The sequence below is a fragment of the Neobacillus vireti genome, from assembly GCF_036962465.1.
GTDB lineage: Bacteria > Bacillota > Bacilli > Bacillales > Cytobacillaceae > Neobacillus > Neobacillus vireti_B.
Genome location: NZ_JBALNF010000069.1, coordinates 4467 through 21436, shown reverse-complemented (window position 1 = coordinate 21436; position 16970 = coordinate 4467). Strand labels below are relative to the sequence as shown.

Here is a 16970-nt window from a genome sequence, read left to right as displayed (position 1 = left end):
AAATGAATGTAAGAGTTGTGCAACCGTTTTCACATTCAAATAATACTATTTTTGGAGGTTTAATTCAATAGAAAATTAGGTTAATAGTCAAAAATTTCTGTTAACGGCTGGTAATTTTAATTTAAAAGATACGAAGCCCAATGTGCTTGGCTTTTTATGGTGCTACCAAAGTACTATTTCTGTTATGATAAAATTAAATAAAATCCCTATTAAGAAGAGTGAAATATATGACGGTAACAATAAAAGAGGTCGCAAAGATGGCAAATGTTGCCCCTTCTACGGTTTCAAGAGTAATTGCTGATAATCCGAGAATTAGTGAAGCAACGAAACGAAAAGTCAAAAAAGTGATGGAGGAGCTTGGGTACCATCCTAACCTGAATGCCAGAAGTCTTTCTAGTAAAACAACCCAAACAATTGGACTTGTAATGCCAAGCTCTGGGGATGTTGTTTTCCAAAATCCTTTTTTTTCGACGGTATTACAGGGGATTAGCGAGGGGGCACACGAAAAAAGGTATGCCTTGCAAATGACTACAGGAAGATCAGAACAAGAAACTTTTGAAGCAGTTATTGAAATGGTTCAAGGTAAACGCGTAGATGGGATGATTCTCTTACATTCTAAAGTGGAGGATCAGGTCATCAAGTACTTAAGAAAAATGAATTTTCCTTTTATAGTGATTGGAAAACCAGCTAAATATACAGAAGAAATTGCACACGTTGATAATGATAATGTTGGTGCCATGAAAGAGGCTACCAAATACCTGATTAAACTTGGACATCAGAAAATTTCCTTTATTGGCGGCAGCACGGATCTAACGGTAACCGTAGATCGTTTAAATGGCTATAAACAAGCTTTAAAGGAGGCAAACATTCCGATAATTGGTGAATATATCAAACATGAGGAATTCTTAAGGGAAGGGGGCCAAGAAGCAGTTAGTGAGTTAATGGCACTTCCTGAGCGGCCTACCTCACTTTTAGTGGCTGATGATTTTATGGCGCTGGGAGTCCTTAATAAGTTAGATGAATTAAAAATCAAAGTTCCAGATGATATCTCAGTTGTTAGCTTTAATAATATCCTGCTGTCAGAAATGTCAAAGCCGCCTTTAACTTCCATGGATATTAATATTTTAATGCTTGGAATTGAAGCATCAAGGAGCTTAATCCAAAAAATAGAATATAGTTCAGAACCTGTTAAACGCATTATTGTTTCACATAAATTGGTTGAACGCTCATCATGCAGTCCAATCAATACTTCAAACAACTAAGAGATAGAGGTTTCCTTCTAAAACACCGTTTTTTAGTCACGGGTTTAGAAGGGCCCTCTAATTTTTTTACGTTCTTTTTATCCTAAATATCTATGATATAGCGCCTTTGCTTCCGATATATCCTTCGTTCCATGTATTAAAACTCTACCGTCTTTAAAAACGACCAATCTGTGAGAATCTACATTAAACGATAGGAGGTAAGGATTTCGCTGGACGTTTCCCCCTTGTTTCACTAATACTTTTTCTAATGCCTCTAAATCCCGGGCAATAGAAAGGGAAGGGCGTATCTGAACGGAATCTCGCCCACACAATACCGCTGTTTTTGTTTGATTCTCAAACGACAAATAGGGATAGGAGCGGTGTTGCCCACAAGAAGGACAATCCACTTTTTTTAATTTATCTACTTTTATGGCACTATGTTGGTTTTTCCACAAATCAAAGGAAACCAGTTTGTTTCGCAATGAATCCAGGTCGCCAACCAAAATTTTTAAAGCCTCACTGATTTGATAAGAAACAACCATGCTCACAGCTGGACTGATAATTCCAGCCGTATCACAGGTTAATCCTCCTAGTGGAACTGTGTCTAATAAACAAGTTAGGCAAGGGGTTTTTTCAGGAATAATGGTGTAGGAGATTCCATAGCTTCCAACGCAAGCACCGTAAATCCATGGAACGCCAATCTTTTGCGAAACATCATTAATCATCATTCTTGTTTCAAAATTATCCGTTGCATCAATAATAAGATCGACTTGTTTAGCCCATTCTTCAAGCTCTAAACCAGACGCGTCAGCGATGATGGCCTCGATAACCACAGAAGAATTAATCGCTGTTAATCGATTTTTAGCAGCAATGACTTTGGGTAATCTATTTTCGGCCTCTTCTTCTGTATACAATTGCTGCCGTTGTAAATTGGACCATTCAACATAGTCCCGGTCAACGATGGTTAGCTGACCAATTCCGGATCGGACAAGTGCTTCGGCACATGCGGATCCAAGTGCCCCAGTACCGATGACTAGAACATGTTTCGTTGATATTTTTTCCTGACCGCTTTTTCCGATTGGAGGGAAAAGTTCTTGGCGTGAGTACCGATTATTCACCCGATACTCATTCCTTCTTTTGGACTGCTGGCAGCAGCGTACCGTTTTTTCTCAATCCGTCCAGCTTCATAGCCTAAGCGACCGGCTTCAATCGACAAACTCATCGCTTTGGCCATTTTTACCGGGTCTTTTGCTGCTGAAACAGCTGTATTTAATAAGACACCATCTGCTCCTAATTCCATGGCCAATGCAGCATCGGCAGGGGAACCAATACCTGCATCTACAATAACCGGAACCACTGCTTGTTCGATAATAAAACTAAGGTTTACTGGATTGATAATTCCCTGACCAGAACCAATTGGAGAGGCTCCTGGCATGACCGCATGGCACCCTGCTTCTTGTAGTTTCCTTGCTAAGACGACATCATCAGAAGTATAAGGGAGGACAATAAATCCTTCTTTTACTAACTCTTCTGTTGCCCTAAGCGTTTCGATTGGATCAGGAAGCAGTGTTTTATCACAGCCAATCACTTCGACTTTAATCATGTCACAGAGACCGGAAGCTTTTGCGAGTTTAGCAATCCGCACGGCTTCTGCGGCAGTCTTTGCCCCAGCTGTATTCGGCAGCATCGTATATTTATTGGTATCCAGCTGCTCTAAAAAATTAGGCTGGCTTGATTCAAAGATATTCATTCGCCGTACAGCAAACGTTAGAATCTCAGCTTTAGAAACTTCAACCGCTTCCTTTTGGATTTCAAAGCTTGGGTACTTCCCAGTTCCAAGCAATAAACGAGAATTAAATGATAATGGACCTATTCTTAACATTTCAACCGCCTCCTACAAAATGGACAATTTCGATTCGATCTTTATCTGATAATCTAGTACATGGGTGACTTTCACTAGTTAAAATTTCACCGTTAATTTCGACGACAACGACTTTATCATGGACTTCATAATGTGTAAGTAAATCTAAAACTGAAATAATGTCATCTGGTAATGTAATAAACTCTCCATTTAATAAAACGTTCATGTTTAACCCCCTAATCCACCAATGCTTTATGTCGGTCAATTCGGAAAGCCGAGAGCAGGTTTTCATTTGGTCTGCCATCCAATAAATCCGCCATAAGCGTACCTGTAACCGGGCTTAACAATATTCCGTTCCGATAATGGCCCGCTGCGATGAACAATCCCTTCCATAATGGATGTTCACCAATGTAGGGGAGGCCATCCCCAGTTTGAGGCCTAACACCAGCCCAAACCCGCTCCCATGGAGCATCCATGATTTGTGGAACCAATTGACTGGCTCTTTCCACTAATGTAGCAATCCCGCTTGGTGTTACTCTTTTATCAAATGTGTGATCAATTTGGGTAGCGCCAATAAAGATTTCACCATTGCGTTTTGGGACCAGGTAACATCGCTTATCCGAAAAAATAGTTCTGTTTATAATCGGTTTCTCTGTCTTAACAGAAAAGCATTCCCCTTTGACTGGATAAACTGATATATCCAGACCGGTTTCATGCATTAGCTTTGAAGCCCATGCCCCGGTGGCAAGGACAACCTGGTTACAATCGATGTTTCCTAAAATGGTTTTAACTCCGTTGACTCGGTCATTTTCGTAGTTGAATGAATATACCTCTGTGTTTTCCAGTATGGTCGCCCCGAATTGTTCAGCGGCCATTGCAAAAGCCTTCGATAATTTAGCTGGTTGGACATGACCATCATTAGGGATGAACATCCCGCCAGCAATATTACAGGAAAGGGAGGGTTCCAATTCTCGTAAACTGTGAGAATCGAGCCATTCTATTTCTGGATCCCAAAGTCGTTGAAACGCTGCTTGTTGTTTACCTTCTTTTGCTATTTCTTCTGTTTCGGCAATTTTAATCATGCCTTTACGAACAAACTCAATATCGATTCCGGTAAGCTCAAATAACTCGTTAGAGAGGGAAGAAAACATTGCCTGGCTTTTTAAAGCTAATTGAAAAAGGGGACCATCATCTTCAATCTCTGCTTGTGCGGCCAACATTCCGGCAGCGGCACTGGATGCTTCACAAGCCAAAAGGTTCTTCTCAATCAAAACCACTTTTTTACCAAGCTTAGAAAGTTGATAGGCAATGGAACTCCCGTTTATTCCGCCTCCAATAATGGCAACATCAAATGAATTTTTCACCTTTTACCATCTCCATCTTTTAATGCATGTACATATGCTTTTACTGCCAATATAGGATCGCTTGAATCTAAGACACCTGACATTACTGCAATACCATTTGCGCCGGCTTCGATGACTGATTTTGTATTTTCAGGTGTGATTCCGCCAATGGCAATGACCGGAATAGGCAGTTTAGCTACCTTTGATAATTCCTCTATTCCTTTCGGTGTCTTGCCTGGTTTAGAGCGGGAAGGGTAGACGTGGCCGAACAGAACGTAATCGGCACCATCCCGCAGAGCGTTTTCTCCATCCTGATAAGAGTGAATGGAACTTCCTACTCTTAAACTTGGAAACTCTTTTTTTACAATCGCTTGATCCAAACTATGATAGGCTAATTGGACCCCTGCCGTTTTTGCAGCGAAAGCAACATCCACCCTGTCATTTATTATTATTTTTGAAAGCGGGATGTCCTTAGATAGCAAATTAACGGCTTGAAAAAGTTCCCGTGCTGTTTTTTGCTTTTCTCGTAAGTGAATAGATGTCACATATGGGTATATATCGATTAAAATCTCCCGTAACTGCTCGATTGGCATTTTACCGTTCGAAATAATATGTAACTCGTTAATCTTTGTTAAAATTCGCGTCACCTCTTTAGAAGATTCCGCTAATTGAACAAGTGAAAAACAAAAAACCACTTTCCGATGTTTAGAAAGTGGTTTGATCATTTGAAAGGGAATAATGGCGCATTCAAATATCTTGTTTTCCACTTCCCTACGCTGGTATAACCCAGATCAGGTTCATAGAGTCCCGAAGTAGTACTTCAATCTCAGCCCTTTAAAAAGGCACCTCTAGCGGATTTTTTTCCTATTAATTTGTAATCATTACCTGCATGTATAATATTATCAACATTGATTGAAATGTCAAATAAATTTATTTTGTAATAGGTCTGTATCTTTTACTGTCTACGGTAAAGCTTTTTTTCTGAATTAGCGTATAATGAATAGGTAATGGCTCCACCTTGGCCATTACCAGGATAGCCACTCATATAAAATTCCGCTTATTTTATAGAAATTTAACAAGGATATTTTTCATTTTTAACAAATTATATACGTATGTATTGATAAGGGGAAGGAGTGGAAAAAATGAAACATCGGAAAACTTTTTTTGTAATAGACGACCTGATTTTTGAAGTCGAGAAACCAGAAATAACCTTAAAGAAAATTAAAGTAACACAGGTGAAATTCGAAAATGAGGAGTATAAATTGCTTAGAAAAAAGTTTGATGAAAATTTGTTTCATATTGAGAGAAAACCTGATGGATGGTTTATAACAGAGAAAGATAAGCCTTTATAAGGAGTGATGAAGGCGTGGAAGATACGTTAATGGAAATGGATCCGTTACCTGCGGAGTTTTATAACCAGCCAACTCTTGAACTGGCGAGGGCATTACTCGGCTGCCTGCTGGTAAAAGAAACGGCCGAAGGAATGACGGCAGGTTATATTGTTGAGACAGAGGCTTACATAGGACCTGGAGACAGGGCTGCCCACAGCTATCAAAATAGACGCACGAAAAGAACAGAAGTGATGTTCCAGCGTTCGGGTCTAGTTTATACGTATTTAATGCATACCCATTGCCTTTTCAATGTGGTTAGCGGCGGTGAAGAAAAACCTGAGGCGGTATTGGTCCGAGCCCTTGAGCCGGTGATCGGTATCGAACTTATGAAAAGAAGAAGAGGAATCGAAGTACTAACCAATCTGACAAACGGCCCCGGCAAATTGACAAAATCAATGGGCATTACAATCGAGGATTACGGGCATGCCCTGACTTCTTCCCCTTTATTTATTGCAAGGGGCATCTGTCCGGAAAGTATATCAGCTGGAAAAAGGATTGGAATTAACAACTCTGGTGAAGCAAAGGACTATCCATGGCGTTTCTGGGTGACGAATAATAAATATGTTTCAAGACATCAAAAGACCTGACCCTTTCGTTACCTTGAAAAGGGATCAGTTTTTTTGTTCTAAAATGTATCCGTTTACATAAATTTCAATGTGAGCTTTTATTTCAAAGTGATGGATTATTTTAAACAGACTAAAGATAATCAGGCTAACGAGCTAGTTAAGTCACAAGTGTAGATGCTTCATTACTATTGAACAGGAGGTGATACTGATAAAACTGACAGTAGTCATTGTCGGACCAAAACCGTTAGTCAATAAAATAAGCAAGATTGCCTCAGAATTTAATGAACTTAAAACACAATCACTTTTCTATGAAAAGGTAGAGGAATCAGCAAAATTAGTTCGGGAACACCACGAACCGAAGGATATCTATATTTTTGCTGGTCCAACACCTTTTTTTATTGCAAAAGAAACGATCCCCTTGGATGTAATCTCCTATTATATTCCGTTTGAAGGCTCGGATATCTATCGCCTTTTATTAGAGGTTTATGAGATGTACCATCACTATCCAATCATTAGTTTTGATATTGTCGAACCCCATTACGTAGAAGAAATCTATGAGGAAATGGGGATCTCTCGAATCCCCTATCGATTAATCACCTTTAACGAAGAAACAGTGGATAGTGATGGATTAGCTAACTATCACTTGAACTTATGGAAAGAGGGAAAAGTACAGGTGATTGCTACCACGCTAAATTCTGTCTATGAAAGATTAAAGTTCTTAAATATACCCGTCTTTCTAATCAGACACACAAATGCCAATATCCGAGATACATTACGTAAAGCGGTGCTAAGTGGGCTGAATCAAAAACAAGAGGAAGCTCAAATTACGGTCCTCCAGTTTCAGCTGATCCATGACAAAAAGGAACGGAATGACCGATTTCAAAAAGAATGTCATTTTATAAAAGAAAGAATCGTAGAATTTGGAAACCTGCTGTTTTCAAGCACCAATTTATCGGATAGCAAGATCATTACACTTTATACAACCCGCGGTGTTTTTGAAAAAGTAACGAAGAAATGGAGCGATTTCTCCTTTCTAAAAGAATTAAACGAACTTTTTGCCGTTACGGTTAATCTTGGAATTGGCTATGGAAATACCGCTGAAAGTGCTGCTTACAATGCAAGAAATGCTCTTGAATTTTCAGTCAGACAGAAGAAGGGGAGCAGTTTTTTAATTGATGCAGACAAAAGGATTTATGGACCACTTGGAACGGTAGAAACGGTGAATTATCCCCTGCAAAAATCTAATGATAATCAGCAAAATTCATTAACAGTTCGTAAATTTTATGCATGGTTGACAATGATGCAAAAAAAGGAAGTTACCACAAGGGAATTAAGTATCGGTATGAATACTAGTGAACGCCATGCAGCAAGAATTTTAAAAAATTTATGTGAAAAGAAGATTGCAAATATCATTGGAAAAGAATCCTTACATCAAAAAGGGCGGCCACGGATTGTGTATGAAATTGATTTTACAGAATTAGCAAAACTTGTGAATGAAGAAGGAAAGACAAAGCTTGATCCATACTTGTTAACGCCCTAACATTTACTCGAATGATTTCAAGGAAAAATAGACGTTATCGTAAATAATTATGTTAGATGTCCTTACCAGATAATGGAACATATTTCGTGTAAGGAAGATAATCAATCTAGAACGTAAATTAAAGACATATAAAAGACATTAGGTTAAAGCATAGCAAATAGGAGGAGATGTTTGATTAATACAATAGGATAAGAAAGTCTTTGCAGACAGCTAAAAGAGAGGAAAGGGGATGAGATTAGATGATGGAACAACAAAAAATTTTAATCAGTGCCGAAAGATTACAGTCCACGCTTGAGCAATTTGCCAATTTCGGCCGAACCGAAAACAATGGTGTAACTCGTTTAGCCCTATCGGAGGAGGATCGTTTAGCGAGAGATTACTTTATTTCTTGCTGTAAGAAGTTAGGGATGCTAGTTGAAATCGATGATATGGGGAATATTTATGCGACATTAGCAGGAATTGAAGATAAGCCGCCGCTAGTAATCGGCTCACATTTAGATTCAGTCAAAAAAGGCGGACGATTTGATGGCGTATTAGGGGTAGTCGCTGGTTTAGAAGTGGCTCGGGCGTTGGTTGAAAATAATGTTAAGCCTAGGATTCCTCTTGTCGTTGCCGATATCACAAACGAAGAAGGTGCCAGATTTGAACCATCGATGATGGCCTCTGGCGTATTGTCGGGTAAATTCGATAAAGCCACTATGCTGCAGAAAAAGGATGTCGATGGTATCACGTTTAAAGATGCATTACAGTCGATTGGCTACGTTGGTAAGGAGCAATCTCGTTTAAAGAAAGCTGCGGCCTTTTTAGAATTACATATCGAACAAGGACCGATCCTTGAACGGGAATCTTTATCAATCGGGGTAGTGGAATGCGTGCTGGGAATGGTTTGTTATGAAATCACCGTAACGGGGGAATCGGACCATGCCGGGACCACTCCGATGGACATGAGGAAGGATGCTCTTTTTGCGGCAAATAACTTAATTAACGAGGCCCGTCAAAAGCTAAGGGCTCTGGATAAGGATTTAGTTTTCACCATGGGACGTATGAATGTCCTGCCAAACATCCATACCGTTATTCCTAATAAAGTAGTTTTTTCACTAGAGGCTAGACACAAAGATTCAGTGGTAATCCAGCGAGTAGAGGAGATTATCGTTGGTCTTACACAATTATCTGCAAATGAAGGCTGTGATATTCGAACCGAGAAATTATGGGATCGTTCTACCGTTTTATTTGATGATGATCTATGCAATTTATTAGAAAAAGCTGCTAAGACATTAAACTACTCCTATAAAAGAATGGATAGCGGCGCCGGTCATGACGCTCAATTTCTAGCAAGTTATATTCCGACGGCTATGGTCTTTGTTCCAAGTATCAATGGAAAGAGTCATTGTGAAGAAGAGCTTACTACTTGGGAGGATTGTGCCAAGGGAGTAAATGTCCTGTTGGAAACGGTTTTGACATTTTAATCAACTATCTTTAAAGGAGGTTTTGGCAATTGGGTGTTAACAATCAATCGAAAATTTCATCTGAAGATTTGAGTCTGAATTTTCAAGAAATAGTCCCTGGATTAACCAAGCAGGAAGCGGTTGAAGAGGCCAATCGATGTCTATATTGCTACGATGCACCTTGTATAAATGCATGTCCCACAGGAATTGATATCCCGTCATTTATTAAGAAAATCGCTTCTGGGAATTTAAAAGGCTCTGTCAAAACGATTCTAACGGCAAATCCGCTTGGAGCTAGTTGTTCCCGCGTTTGTCCGACAGAGGAATTATGCGAGGGAGCCTGCGTCCTGAACCATTCTACCAAGCCCATTATGATTGGTCACCTGCAGCGATATGCGACCGATTGGGCGATCCAGAATGAACAATCCCTGTTTACTGCTGGAAAGGAAAATGGAAAAAGCGTGGCAATTGTTGGCGGGGGGCCTGCTGGATTGTCTGCTGCAAGGGAACTAGCACTGCTTGGGTTTAAGGTTACTATTTTTGAAGCAGAAGATAAGGCCGGAGGGTTAAACACCTATGGAATCGTGCCATTTCGACTGCCACTTAACATCTCCTACTGGGAAGTAAAACAGATTGAGAGCTTAAATGTTGAGATCCGCACCGGCACAAGAGTTGGGCAAGATATAGCTGTTGAAGAAATTATGAAAAAATATGATGCCATTATTCTCGCAATTGGCATGTCCAAAGTTCCGGAATTGGGGATAGATGGCGAGGATTTAACAGGAGTGTTTGACGCGATTGAATTTGTTAAAGAAACGAAAACAAAACCACTTACTACTCAGCTTCTAGGTAAAAAAGTTGCCGTAATTGGGGCTGGAAACACCGCTATTGATGCAGCAACCAATTCCGTCCGCCTCGGTGCTGACAATGTCAAAATCCTCTACAGGCGAACAAGGGAAGAAATGACTGCTTATGAGTTTGAATATGAATTCGCCAAACAAGATGGAGTTGAATTCCGATGGCTTACAGCACCTGTTGGGATTTTAGGTGATGAGTTAGGGAATGTAACCGGAATTGAATGTATTAACATGAAGTTGACAGAACCAGGCGAGGATGGCCGCCGGCGCCCTGTTCCAATCAAAGGAACTGAATTTATCCTTGCAGTCGATGCGGTCATTAAAGCAAATGGCCAATCGAGATATGTGGAACTAATCGAACAGTTTCAGTTAGAGCATAACGAAGGCGTTGTCAAGATTCATCCCACAACCTATCAAACTTCCAATCAGAAGGTGTTTGCGTGTGGCGATGTTATTTATGGAAAGGGACTACAGGGGGATGCGATGGTCGTAACGGCAGTCCAACAAGGGAAAGAAAGTGCTTATGCCATTCATCAATTCCTGAATTCTTCGGTTATTGAAACTGCTTAGCCTTACGGATAAAGAATAAAAGGAGGTAGGTTTATGGCAGATTTAAGGATTAATTTAGCTGGAATAAAATCACCTAATCCATTTTGGCTTGCTTCAGCTCCCCCGACAAACTCAGGATATCAAGTCCAACGTGCATTTGAGGCCGGCTGGGGAGGTGCCGTTTGGAAGACATTGGGAGAGCCTATTATCAATACGACCTCCCGATTTGCAGCCGTCAGCTTTAACGGACAAAAGGTAGCTGGTTTTAACAATATTGAACTGATTACCGACCGCCCACTAGAGGTGAACCTTAAAGAAATAGCCGAAACTAAGAAGCGTTTCCCCCATCACGCCATCATCGCCTCGTTAATGGTAGAGCCTAAGCAAGAAAAATGGCATGAGATCGTAAAAAAGGTAGAAGCAGTTGGTGTCGATGGTCTTGAATTAAACTTTGGGTGCCCACATGGAATGGCAGAACGAGGGATGGGATCTGCATCAGGCCAAGTACCAGCCCTAGTTGAACAACAAACCTATTGGGTAAAGGAAGTAGCAAAGACTCCGGTCATTGTAAAACTCACACCGAATATTACCGATATTACGGCAACGGCTGAGGCTGCGGTACGTGGTGGTGCGGATGCCGTTAGTATGATTAATACGATTAATAGTTTAGCAGGGGTCGATCTTGATACCTGGAACACGATCCCGCATGTTGCCGGAAAAGGTGCTCATGGTGGATACTGCGGGCCGGCCGTAAAACCGATTGCGTTACATATGGTGGGGGAGTGTGCCCGAAATCCTAGGATTAATATTCCAATCTCTGGGATTGGTGGAATCTCAAGCTGGCAAAACGCAGTCGAATTCATGTTGATGGGTGCAAGCGGGGTCCAAGTTTGTACCGCAGCCATGCACCATGGTTTTAGAATCGTTGAGGATATGATTGAAGGATTGAATAATTATTTAGATGATAAAGGTGTCGTCTCTGTTATGGATTTAATTGGTAAATCGGTACCGAAATATTCTGACTGGGGCGATCTTGATTTGAATTATAGTGTGGTTGCCAAAATCAATAATGATGTTTGTATTCATTGCAATAAATGTTATATTGCCTGCGAAGACACCTCCCATCAATGCATCGATATGCTGAAGGATGAACACGGAAACAGCATCCTAAAGGTAAGGGAAGAAGACTGTGTCGGCTGTAATTTATGTTCCATCGTCTGCCCGGTTGAGGGTGCGATTGACATGATAGAAATACCAAGTGAACTGCCGCCAATGACATGGAATGAACGACAGGCAGCTCTAGGGGCACTTACTTATGAAACCGATATTGTTAAAAAATAATAAACTCAATTTCTATCAAAATAGGGAGGGGCATTCATTATGAAAAAGGTGATCAAAAATGGAACCGTCGTAACGGCATCCGATACCTATCGAGCCGATGTGTATATTGAAAATGGAGTCGTTACACAAATTGGTGAGAACTTACCTGATGCAGGAGCAGAGGTTATTGATGCAAAAGGCTGTTACCTATTCCCTGGCGGAATTGATCCCCATACCCATTTGGATATGCCATTTGGTGGAACCGTTACAAAAGATGACTTTGAAACCGGTACGATTGCAGCTGCTTTTGGTGGAACGACCACCATCATTGATTTCTGCTTAACGGCCAAAGGAGCAACATTGAAAAGTGCCGTTGATACCTGGCATGCCAAATCAAAAGATAAAGCCGTCATTGATTATGGATTCCACTTGCAAATTGTAGAGATGAACAATGAAAAGCTGGCTGAGCTACCTAAAATGATTGAAGAGGAGGGTATCACATCACTTAAAGTATTTATGGCTTATAAAAATCAATTCCAAGCTGATGATGAAACCCTTTTTAAAACGTTGATTGCTGCAAGGGACCTTGGCGCACTCGTCATGGTACATGCGGAAAATGGCGATGTCATTGATTATTTAGTGAAAAAAGCCTTAGAAGAAGGGAATACCGATCCCGTTTATCATGCACTGACAAGACCGCCTGAAGTAGAAGCGGAAGCAACAGGCAGAGCGGCAACATTAACAGAATTAGCAAAATCTCAACTATATGTTGTCCATGTTTCTTGTGCCGAAGCTGCCCGTAAGATTGCCGAAGCGAGGAGTAAAGGCGTCGATATTTGGGGGGAAACGTGCCCGCAGTATTTGGTTTTGGACCAATCTTACCTAGAAAAGCCAAATTTTGAAGGAGCAAAATACGTTTGGTCGCCTCCATTACGTGAAAAATGGAATCAAGCCGAGTTATGGAATGCTTTAAAAACAGGACAACTGCAGACCTTGGGCTCTGACCAATGCTCCTTTGACTTTGTTGGTCAAAAGGATCTCGGGAAAGGTGATTTTTCAAAAATTCCAAATGGTGGACCGATCATTGAGGACCGCGTAAGTATTCTGTTCTCCGAAGGGGTTAAGAAAGGAAGAATTTCCATTAACCAGTTTGTTGATATTACCTCAACAAAGGCGGCTAAATTATTTGGGTTGTATCCAAAAAAAGGAACAATTGCCATAGGAGCTGATGCTGATATCGTCATTTTTGATCCAAATGTGGATCGTGTCATTTCAGCTGAAACGCACCATATGGCTGTTGATTATAATGCCTTCGAAGGTATCAGGGTAACTGGTGAGCCTGTATCTGTCCTCTCACGTGGTGAGTTTGTGATCCGTGATAAACAGTTTGTTGGAAAACCAGGTGCAGGACAGTTTTTAAAACGTGCGAAATATGGTTCAAATCAAAAATCAGAATCAGAAAAAACGGTAACATTGTAATAGATTGTAAGGAAAAAAGGGTTAAGGATAAAGATTCTTAACCCTTTGCGGAGTGGGAGCAAAGTAAAGGGAGGAGAATCATGTCTGACTATCAACAGTTTTTAAAAGAACGGGATCTTGTTGATTATTACATTCAAAAGGGGTATCTAATCAAAAATAGTACCGAAAATTTAAGCGGAGCCTATGTTTATTTTGAGAAAAAAAACAGCAATGGTGAAATGGAAAGGGAAACGGTCCACCTATTAACTCCTGCTGCTCGGAAGTATTTTTCCGTGAGATTGATTCAACAACAAAACGATCAACCAGAAAGGGATGTAGGAGCATGATTATCGGCATACCCAAAGAGATTAAAAATAACGAGAATCGAGTGGGATTAACACCTGGAGGCGTATTTGAATTTATTGCCAATGGGCATGAAATTTGGATTGAAAACCAGGCGGGAATGGGCAGTGGTTTCTCGAACGAGGAATATATGGCTGCCGGTGCCAAAATCGTTAAAACTGCGAAAGAAGCATGGTCAGCAGATATGGTCATGAAAGTAAAAGAACCGCTGCCAGAAGAATTTGAATATTTTCGGGAAGGATTAATCTTATTTACGTATCTCCATCTGGCTCCGGAATATGATCTGACGAAAGCTCTTATTGAAAAGAAAGTAATTGCGATTGCTTACGAAACCATTCAACTAGAAAATGGATTACTCCCATTGTTGATGCCGATGAGTGAAGTAGCGGGCAGGATGTCAATCCAAATCGGTGCCCAATTTTTAGAAAAGCCGAAAGGGGGTAAAGGGGTTCTTCTTGGAGGCGTTCCAGGTGTTGCCCCGGCTGAGGTTGTCATTATCGGCGGCGGAATAGTCGGATCGAATGCAGCGAAAATGGCGCTTGGCCTGGGTGCTAAAGTAACCATTCTAGATATTAATGCAAACCGTTTAAGAGAATTAGATGACCTATTTCAAGGACATTTAACGACACTTATGTCCAATCCTTATAACCTTTCTGAGGTTGTTAAAAAAGCAGACTTGGTGGTGGGAGCAGTTCTTATTCCTGGCGCACGGGCACCCAGACTGGTCACGGAGGAAATGATTAAAACGATGCAGCCCGGTTCAGTTGTGGTTGATGTGGCAATCGATCAAGGAGGCTCGATTGAAACGATTGATCGGATTACCACCCACACAAGCCCAACCTATGAAAAGCATGGCGTGGTTCATTATGCAGTTGCTAACATGCCAGGTGCTGTCCCTCGAACGGCAACCATCGCCTTAACAAATGTAACCGTCCCATACGGTATTGAGATAGCCAACAAAGGGATTGCTCTTGCCGCACTTTCCAAACCTGCTCTAATGAAAGGAATTAATGTGATTGGTGGAAAAGTTACCTTTAAAGCAGTAGCAGATGCCCATGGATTTAGTTATACCAAGATCGATCAAATGATTAATAATGATAGTATATCAGTTTAATAAGCTACAGCTCTGATCGAACATTCAACCCTATATCATCAAAAGGAGACCGTTTGAATGACAACTTTTACACAAGGAATCAAGCATTTAAAGAATTACATTGGAGGAGAATGGGTTGACTCAAAATCTGATAAAACGGAATTTGTTGTCAATCCAGCAACGGGGCAAACGATTGCTGAAATACCGCTATCTACAAAAGAAGACGTCGATGATGCTGTTGCCGTTGCGAAGTCGGCTTTTAAAACATGGGCACAGACACCTGTTCCTAAGCGGGCCCGAATTTTGTTTAAGTATCAGCAGCTGCTTGTGGAACATTCAGATGAATTGGCGAGGCTGGTCACAATAGAAAATGGGAAGGCTCTATCGGAAGCAGCGGGTGAGGTACAGCGTGGAATTGAGTGTGTTGAATTTGCAGCTGGTGCCCCATCGTTAATGATGGGTAAACAGCTGCCCGATATTGCCACCAATCTGGAATCTGGGATGTATCGCTATCCTCTCGGAGTGGTAGGGGGAATCACACCCTTTAATTTTCCGATGATGGTTCCATGCTGGATGTTCCCGATCGCGATTGCCTGTGGAAATACATTTGTCTTAAAGCCATCCGAACGGACACCACTTTTAGCTGCTCGTCTTGCAGAATTAATGACAGCAGCTGGATTACCAAGTGGGGTTCTCAATATTGTCAATGGTGCACATGATGTGGTGAATGGCTTGCTCGAACATAAAGACGTGAAGGCCATCTCATTTGTCGGTTCACAGCCTGTTGCCGAATATGTTTATAAAAAAGGAACAGCCAATTTGAAGCGGGTCCAAGCACTTTCTGGTGCCAAAAATCATTCCATCGTCTTAAAAGATGCAAACCTGGAGCTTGCGGCAAGAGAAATTACTAACGCTGCCTTTGGCTCCGCAGGAGAACGTTGTATGGCAGCGGCCGTAGTTGCTGTGGAAGATAGTATTGCGGATGAATTGGTCCAGCGTTTATCTAGTTTAGCTGATGAAATCAAAATAGGGAATGGACTATCCAAGGGGGTTTTCCTTGGACCAGTCATTCGTGAAGGAAATAAGACCCGTACGATCAATTATATCGAGTCAGGTATTACCCAAGGGGCTACACTTGTCCGGGATGGGCGAAAGGATGAGGCGGTTAACGGTCCCGGCTATTTCGTTGGACCAACGATTTTCGATCATGTTACGAAAGAGATGAAAATCTGGCAGGATGAACTTTTTGCACCGGTTCTCTCGATCGTTAGAGTCAAAGATTTAGCGGAAGCAATTGAAGTGGCGAATGCTTCACCATTTGCGAACGGGGCCTGCTTATTTACTGATCGTGCTTCCGCCGTGCGTCAGTTCCGGGAAACCATTGATGCCGGAATGCTCGGAGTCAATGTAGGGGTGCCGGCTCCTATGGCTTTCTTCCCATTTTCCGGGTACAAGGATTCATTTTATGGGGATTTACATGCAAATGGCACAGACGGATTTGACTTTTATACAAGAAAGAAAATGGTGACAGCTCGATATCAATAGGATGTGAGACTGTGTTGCTTATTCTTTGTTGATGGCTGCTAATTCGAATGTCTAACGCGAGGTCAATGAAAGAAAATTCTCAATGACCTTAAGAGGAATGTTAGTTAGAACTCTCTGCCGGGTAATGAAAGAGTGGTTCATTGCCCGACAAAAGGAAATAGAGCCCTTCTCGGTCAATGAGAGAGCGGTTCATTGCCCGAAAAGAGAAAATAGAGTCCTCCTCGGTCAATGAGAGAGCGGTTCATTACCCGAAAAAAGGAAATAGAAACCTTCTCGATCAATGAATTTGTCCAATAGAAAGGTTCTAAAGGACAGTTTGACTATGAGACCCGATGAATTTGTCCAATAGAAAGGTTCTAAAGGACAGTTTGACTATGAGACCGATGAATTTGTCCAAT

At 41.3% G+C, this 16970-nt stretch carries 16 protein-coding genes and 1 riboswitch; of the genes, 11 read left to right on the top strand and 5 right to left on the bottom strand.

The annotated features are described in order from the left end of the window. The first annotated feature begins 227 nt into the window (after nt 1-227). The gene (locus tag V7077_RS24410) at nt 228-1262 is read left to right on the top strand and encodes a LacI family DNA-binding transcriptional regulator (RefSeq protein ID WP_335506765.1); all 1035 of its coding nucleotides are present in this window, start codon (nt 228-230) and stop codon (nt 1260-1262) included. Between the two features lie 77 nt (nt 1263-1339). On the opposite strand, the gene V7077_RS24405 is transcribed toward V7077_RS24410, so the two are convergent. From V7077_RS24405 to V7077_RS24385, 5 genes are all read right to left on the bottom strand, one after another. After that, nucleotides 1340-2359: a thiazole biosynthesis adenylyltransferase ThiF gene (locus tag V7077_RS24405; RefSeq protein WP_335506763.1), complete on the bottom strand. Its 1020-nt coding sequence runs from the start codon at nt 2357-2359 to the stop codon at nt 1340-1342. Then, nucleotides 2356-3123, bottom strand: a complete 768-nt coding sequence (locus V7077_RS24400; protein ID WP_335506761.1) for a thiazole synthase — start codon at nt 3121-3123, stop codon at nt 2356-2358. Before V7077_RS24400 ends, V7077_RS24405 begins: the two co-directional genes overlap by 4 nt. A gap of 1 nt (nt 3124) precedes the next feature. Next, nucleotides 3125-3328, bottom strand: a complete 204-nt coding sequence (gene thiS / locus V7077_RS24395) for a sulfur carrier protein ThiS (protein WP_335506759.1) — start codon at nt 3326-3328, stop codon at nt 3125-3127. 10 nt (nt 3329-3338) lie between these two features. Then, the gene (thiO, locus tag V7077_RS24390; protein ID WP_335506757.1) at nt 3339-4466 is read right to left on the bottom strand and encodes a glycine oxidase ThiO; all 1128 of its coding nucleotides are present in this window, start codon (nt 4464-4466) and stop codon (nt 3339-3341) included. Then, a complete protein-coding gene (locus tag V7077_RS24385; protein ID WP_335506755.1) occupies nt 4463-5212 on the bottom strand; it encodes a thiamine phosphate synthase in 750 nt (249 codons plus the stop codon). The genes thiO and V7077_RS24385 overlap by 4 nt, the downstream gene beginning before the upstream one ends. Then, nucleotides 5197-5305: riboswitch (TPP riboswitch) on the bottom strand. It overlaps the preceding gene by 16 nt. Nucleotides 5306-5587: 282 nt before the next feature. Here V7077_RS24385 and V7077_RS24380 point away from each other — a divergent pair. The 10 genes from V7077_RS24380 (at nt 5588) to V7077_RS24335 (ending at nt 16572) form a co-directional block, all read left to right on the top strand. Beyond that, nucleotides 5588-5797 carry a hypothetical protein gene (locus V7077_RS24380; RefSeq protein ID WP_335506753.1) on the top strand — a complete coding sequence of 70 codons (210 nt, stop codon included), beginning with the start codon at nt 5588-5590 and terminating at the stop codon, nt 5795-5797. 29 nt (nt 5798-5826) lie between these two features. Next, on the top strand, nt 5827-6423 hold the full coding sequence (locus V7077_RS24375; protein WP_335506862.1) for a DNA-3-methyladenine glycosylase: 597 nt from the start codon (nt 5827-5829) through the stop codon (nt 6421-6423). Between the two features lie 178 nt (nt 6424-6601). Next, nucleotides 6602-7942 carry a hypothetical protein gene (locus V7077_RS24370; RefSeq protein ID WP_335506751.1) on the top strand — a complete coding sequence of 447 codons (1341 nt, stop codon included), beginning with the start codon at nt 6602-6604 and terminating at the stop codon, nt 7940-7942. 242 nt (nt 7943-8184) lie between these two features. Beyond that, nucleotides 8185-9408, top strand: coding sequence for a Zn-dependent hydrolase (locus V7077_RS24365; RefSeq protein WP_335506860.1), 1224 nt, complete (start codon nt 8185-8187; stop codon nt 9406-9408). Nucleotides 9409-9437: 29 nt separating this feature from the next. Then, the gene (locus V7077_RS24360) at nt 9438-10814 is read left to right on the top strand and encodes an NAD(P)-dependent oxidoreductase (RefSeq protein ID WP_335506749.1); all 1377 of its coding nucleotides are present in this window, start codon (nt 9438-9440) and stop codon (nt 10812-10814) included. Between the two features lie 33 nt (nt 10815-10847). Continuing rightward, nucleotides 10848-12134 carry an NAD-dependent dihydropyrimidine dehydrogenase subunit PreA gene (gene preA, locus V7077_RS24355; protein ID WP_335506747.1) on the top strand — a complete coding sequence of 429 codons (1287 nt, stop codon included), beginning with the start codon at nt 10848-10850 and terminating at the stop codon, nt 12132-12134. A gap of 39 nt (nt 12135-12173) precedes the next feature. Continuing rightward, a complete protein-coding gene (hydA, locus tag V7077_RS24350) occupies nt 12174-13592 on the top strand; it encodes a dihydropyrimidinase (protein WP_335506745.1) in 1419 nt (472 codons plus the stop codon). Between the two features lie 80 nt (nt 13593-13672). Further along, nucleotides 13673-13918 carry a hypothetical protein gene (locus tag V7077_RS24345; RefSeq protein ID WP_335506743.1) on the top strand — a complete coding sequence of 82 codons (246 nt, stop codon included), beginning with the start codon at nt 13673-13675 and terminating at the stop codon, nt 13916-13918. Continuing rightward, nucleotides 13915-15048 (top strand): alanine dehydrogenase, encoded by a 1134-nt coding sequence (gene ald / locus V7077_RS24340; protein ID WP_335506741.1) that lies wholly within the window; start codon nt 13915-13917, stop codon nt 15046-15048. Before V7077_RS24345 ends, ald begins: the two co-directional genes overlap by 4 nt. Before the next feature lie 57 nt (nt 15049-15105). After that, a complete protein-coding gene (locus V7077_RS24335; RefSeq protein ID WP_335506738.1) occupies nt 15106-16572 on the top strand; it encodes a CoA-acylating methylmalonate-semialdehyde dehydrogenase in 1467 nt (488 codons plus the stop codon). Nucleotides 16573-16970 lie beyond the last annotated feature (398 nt).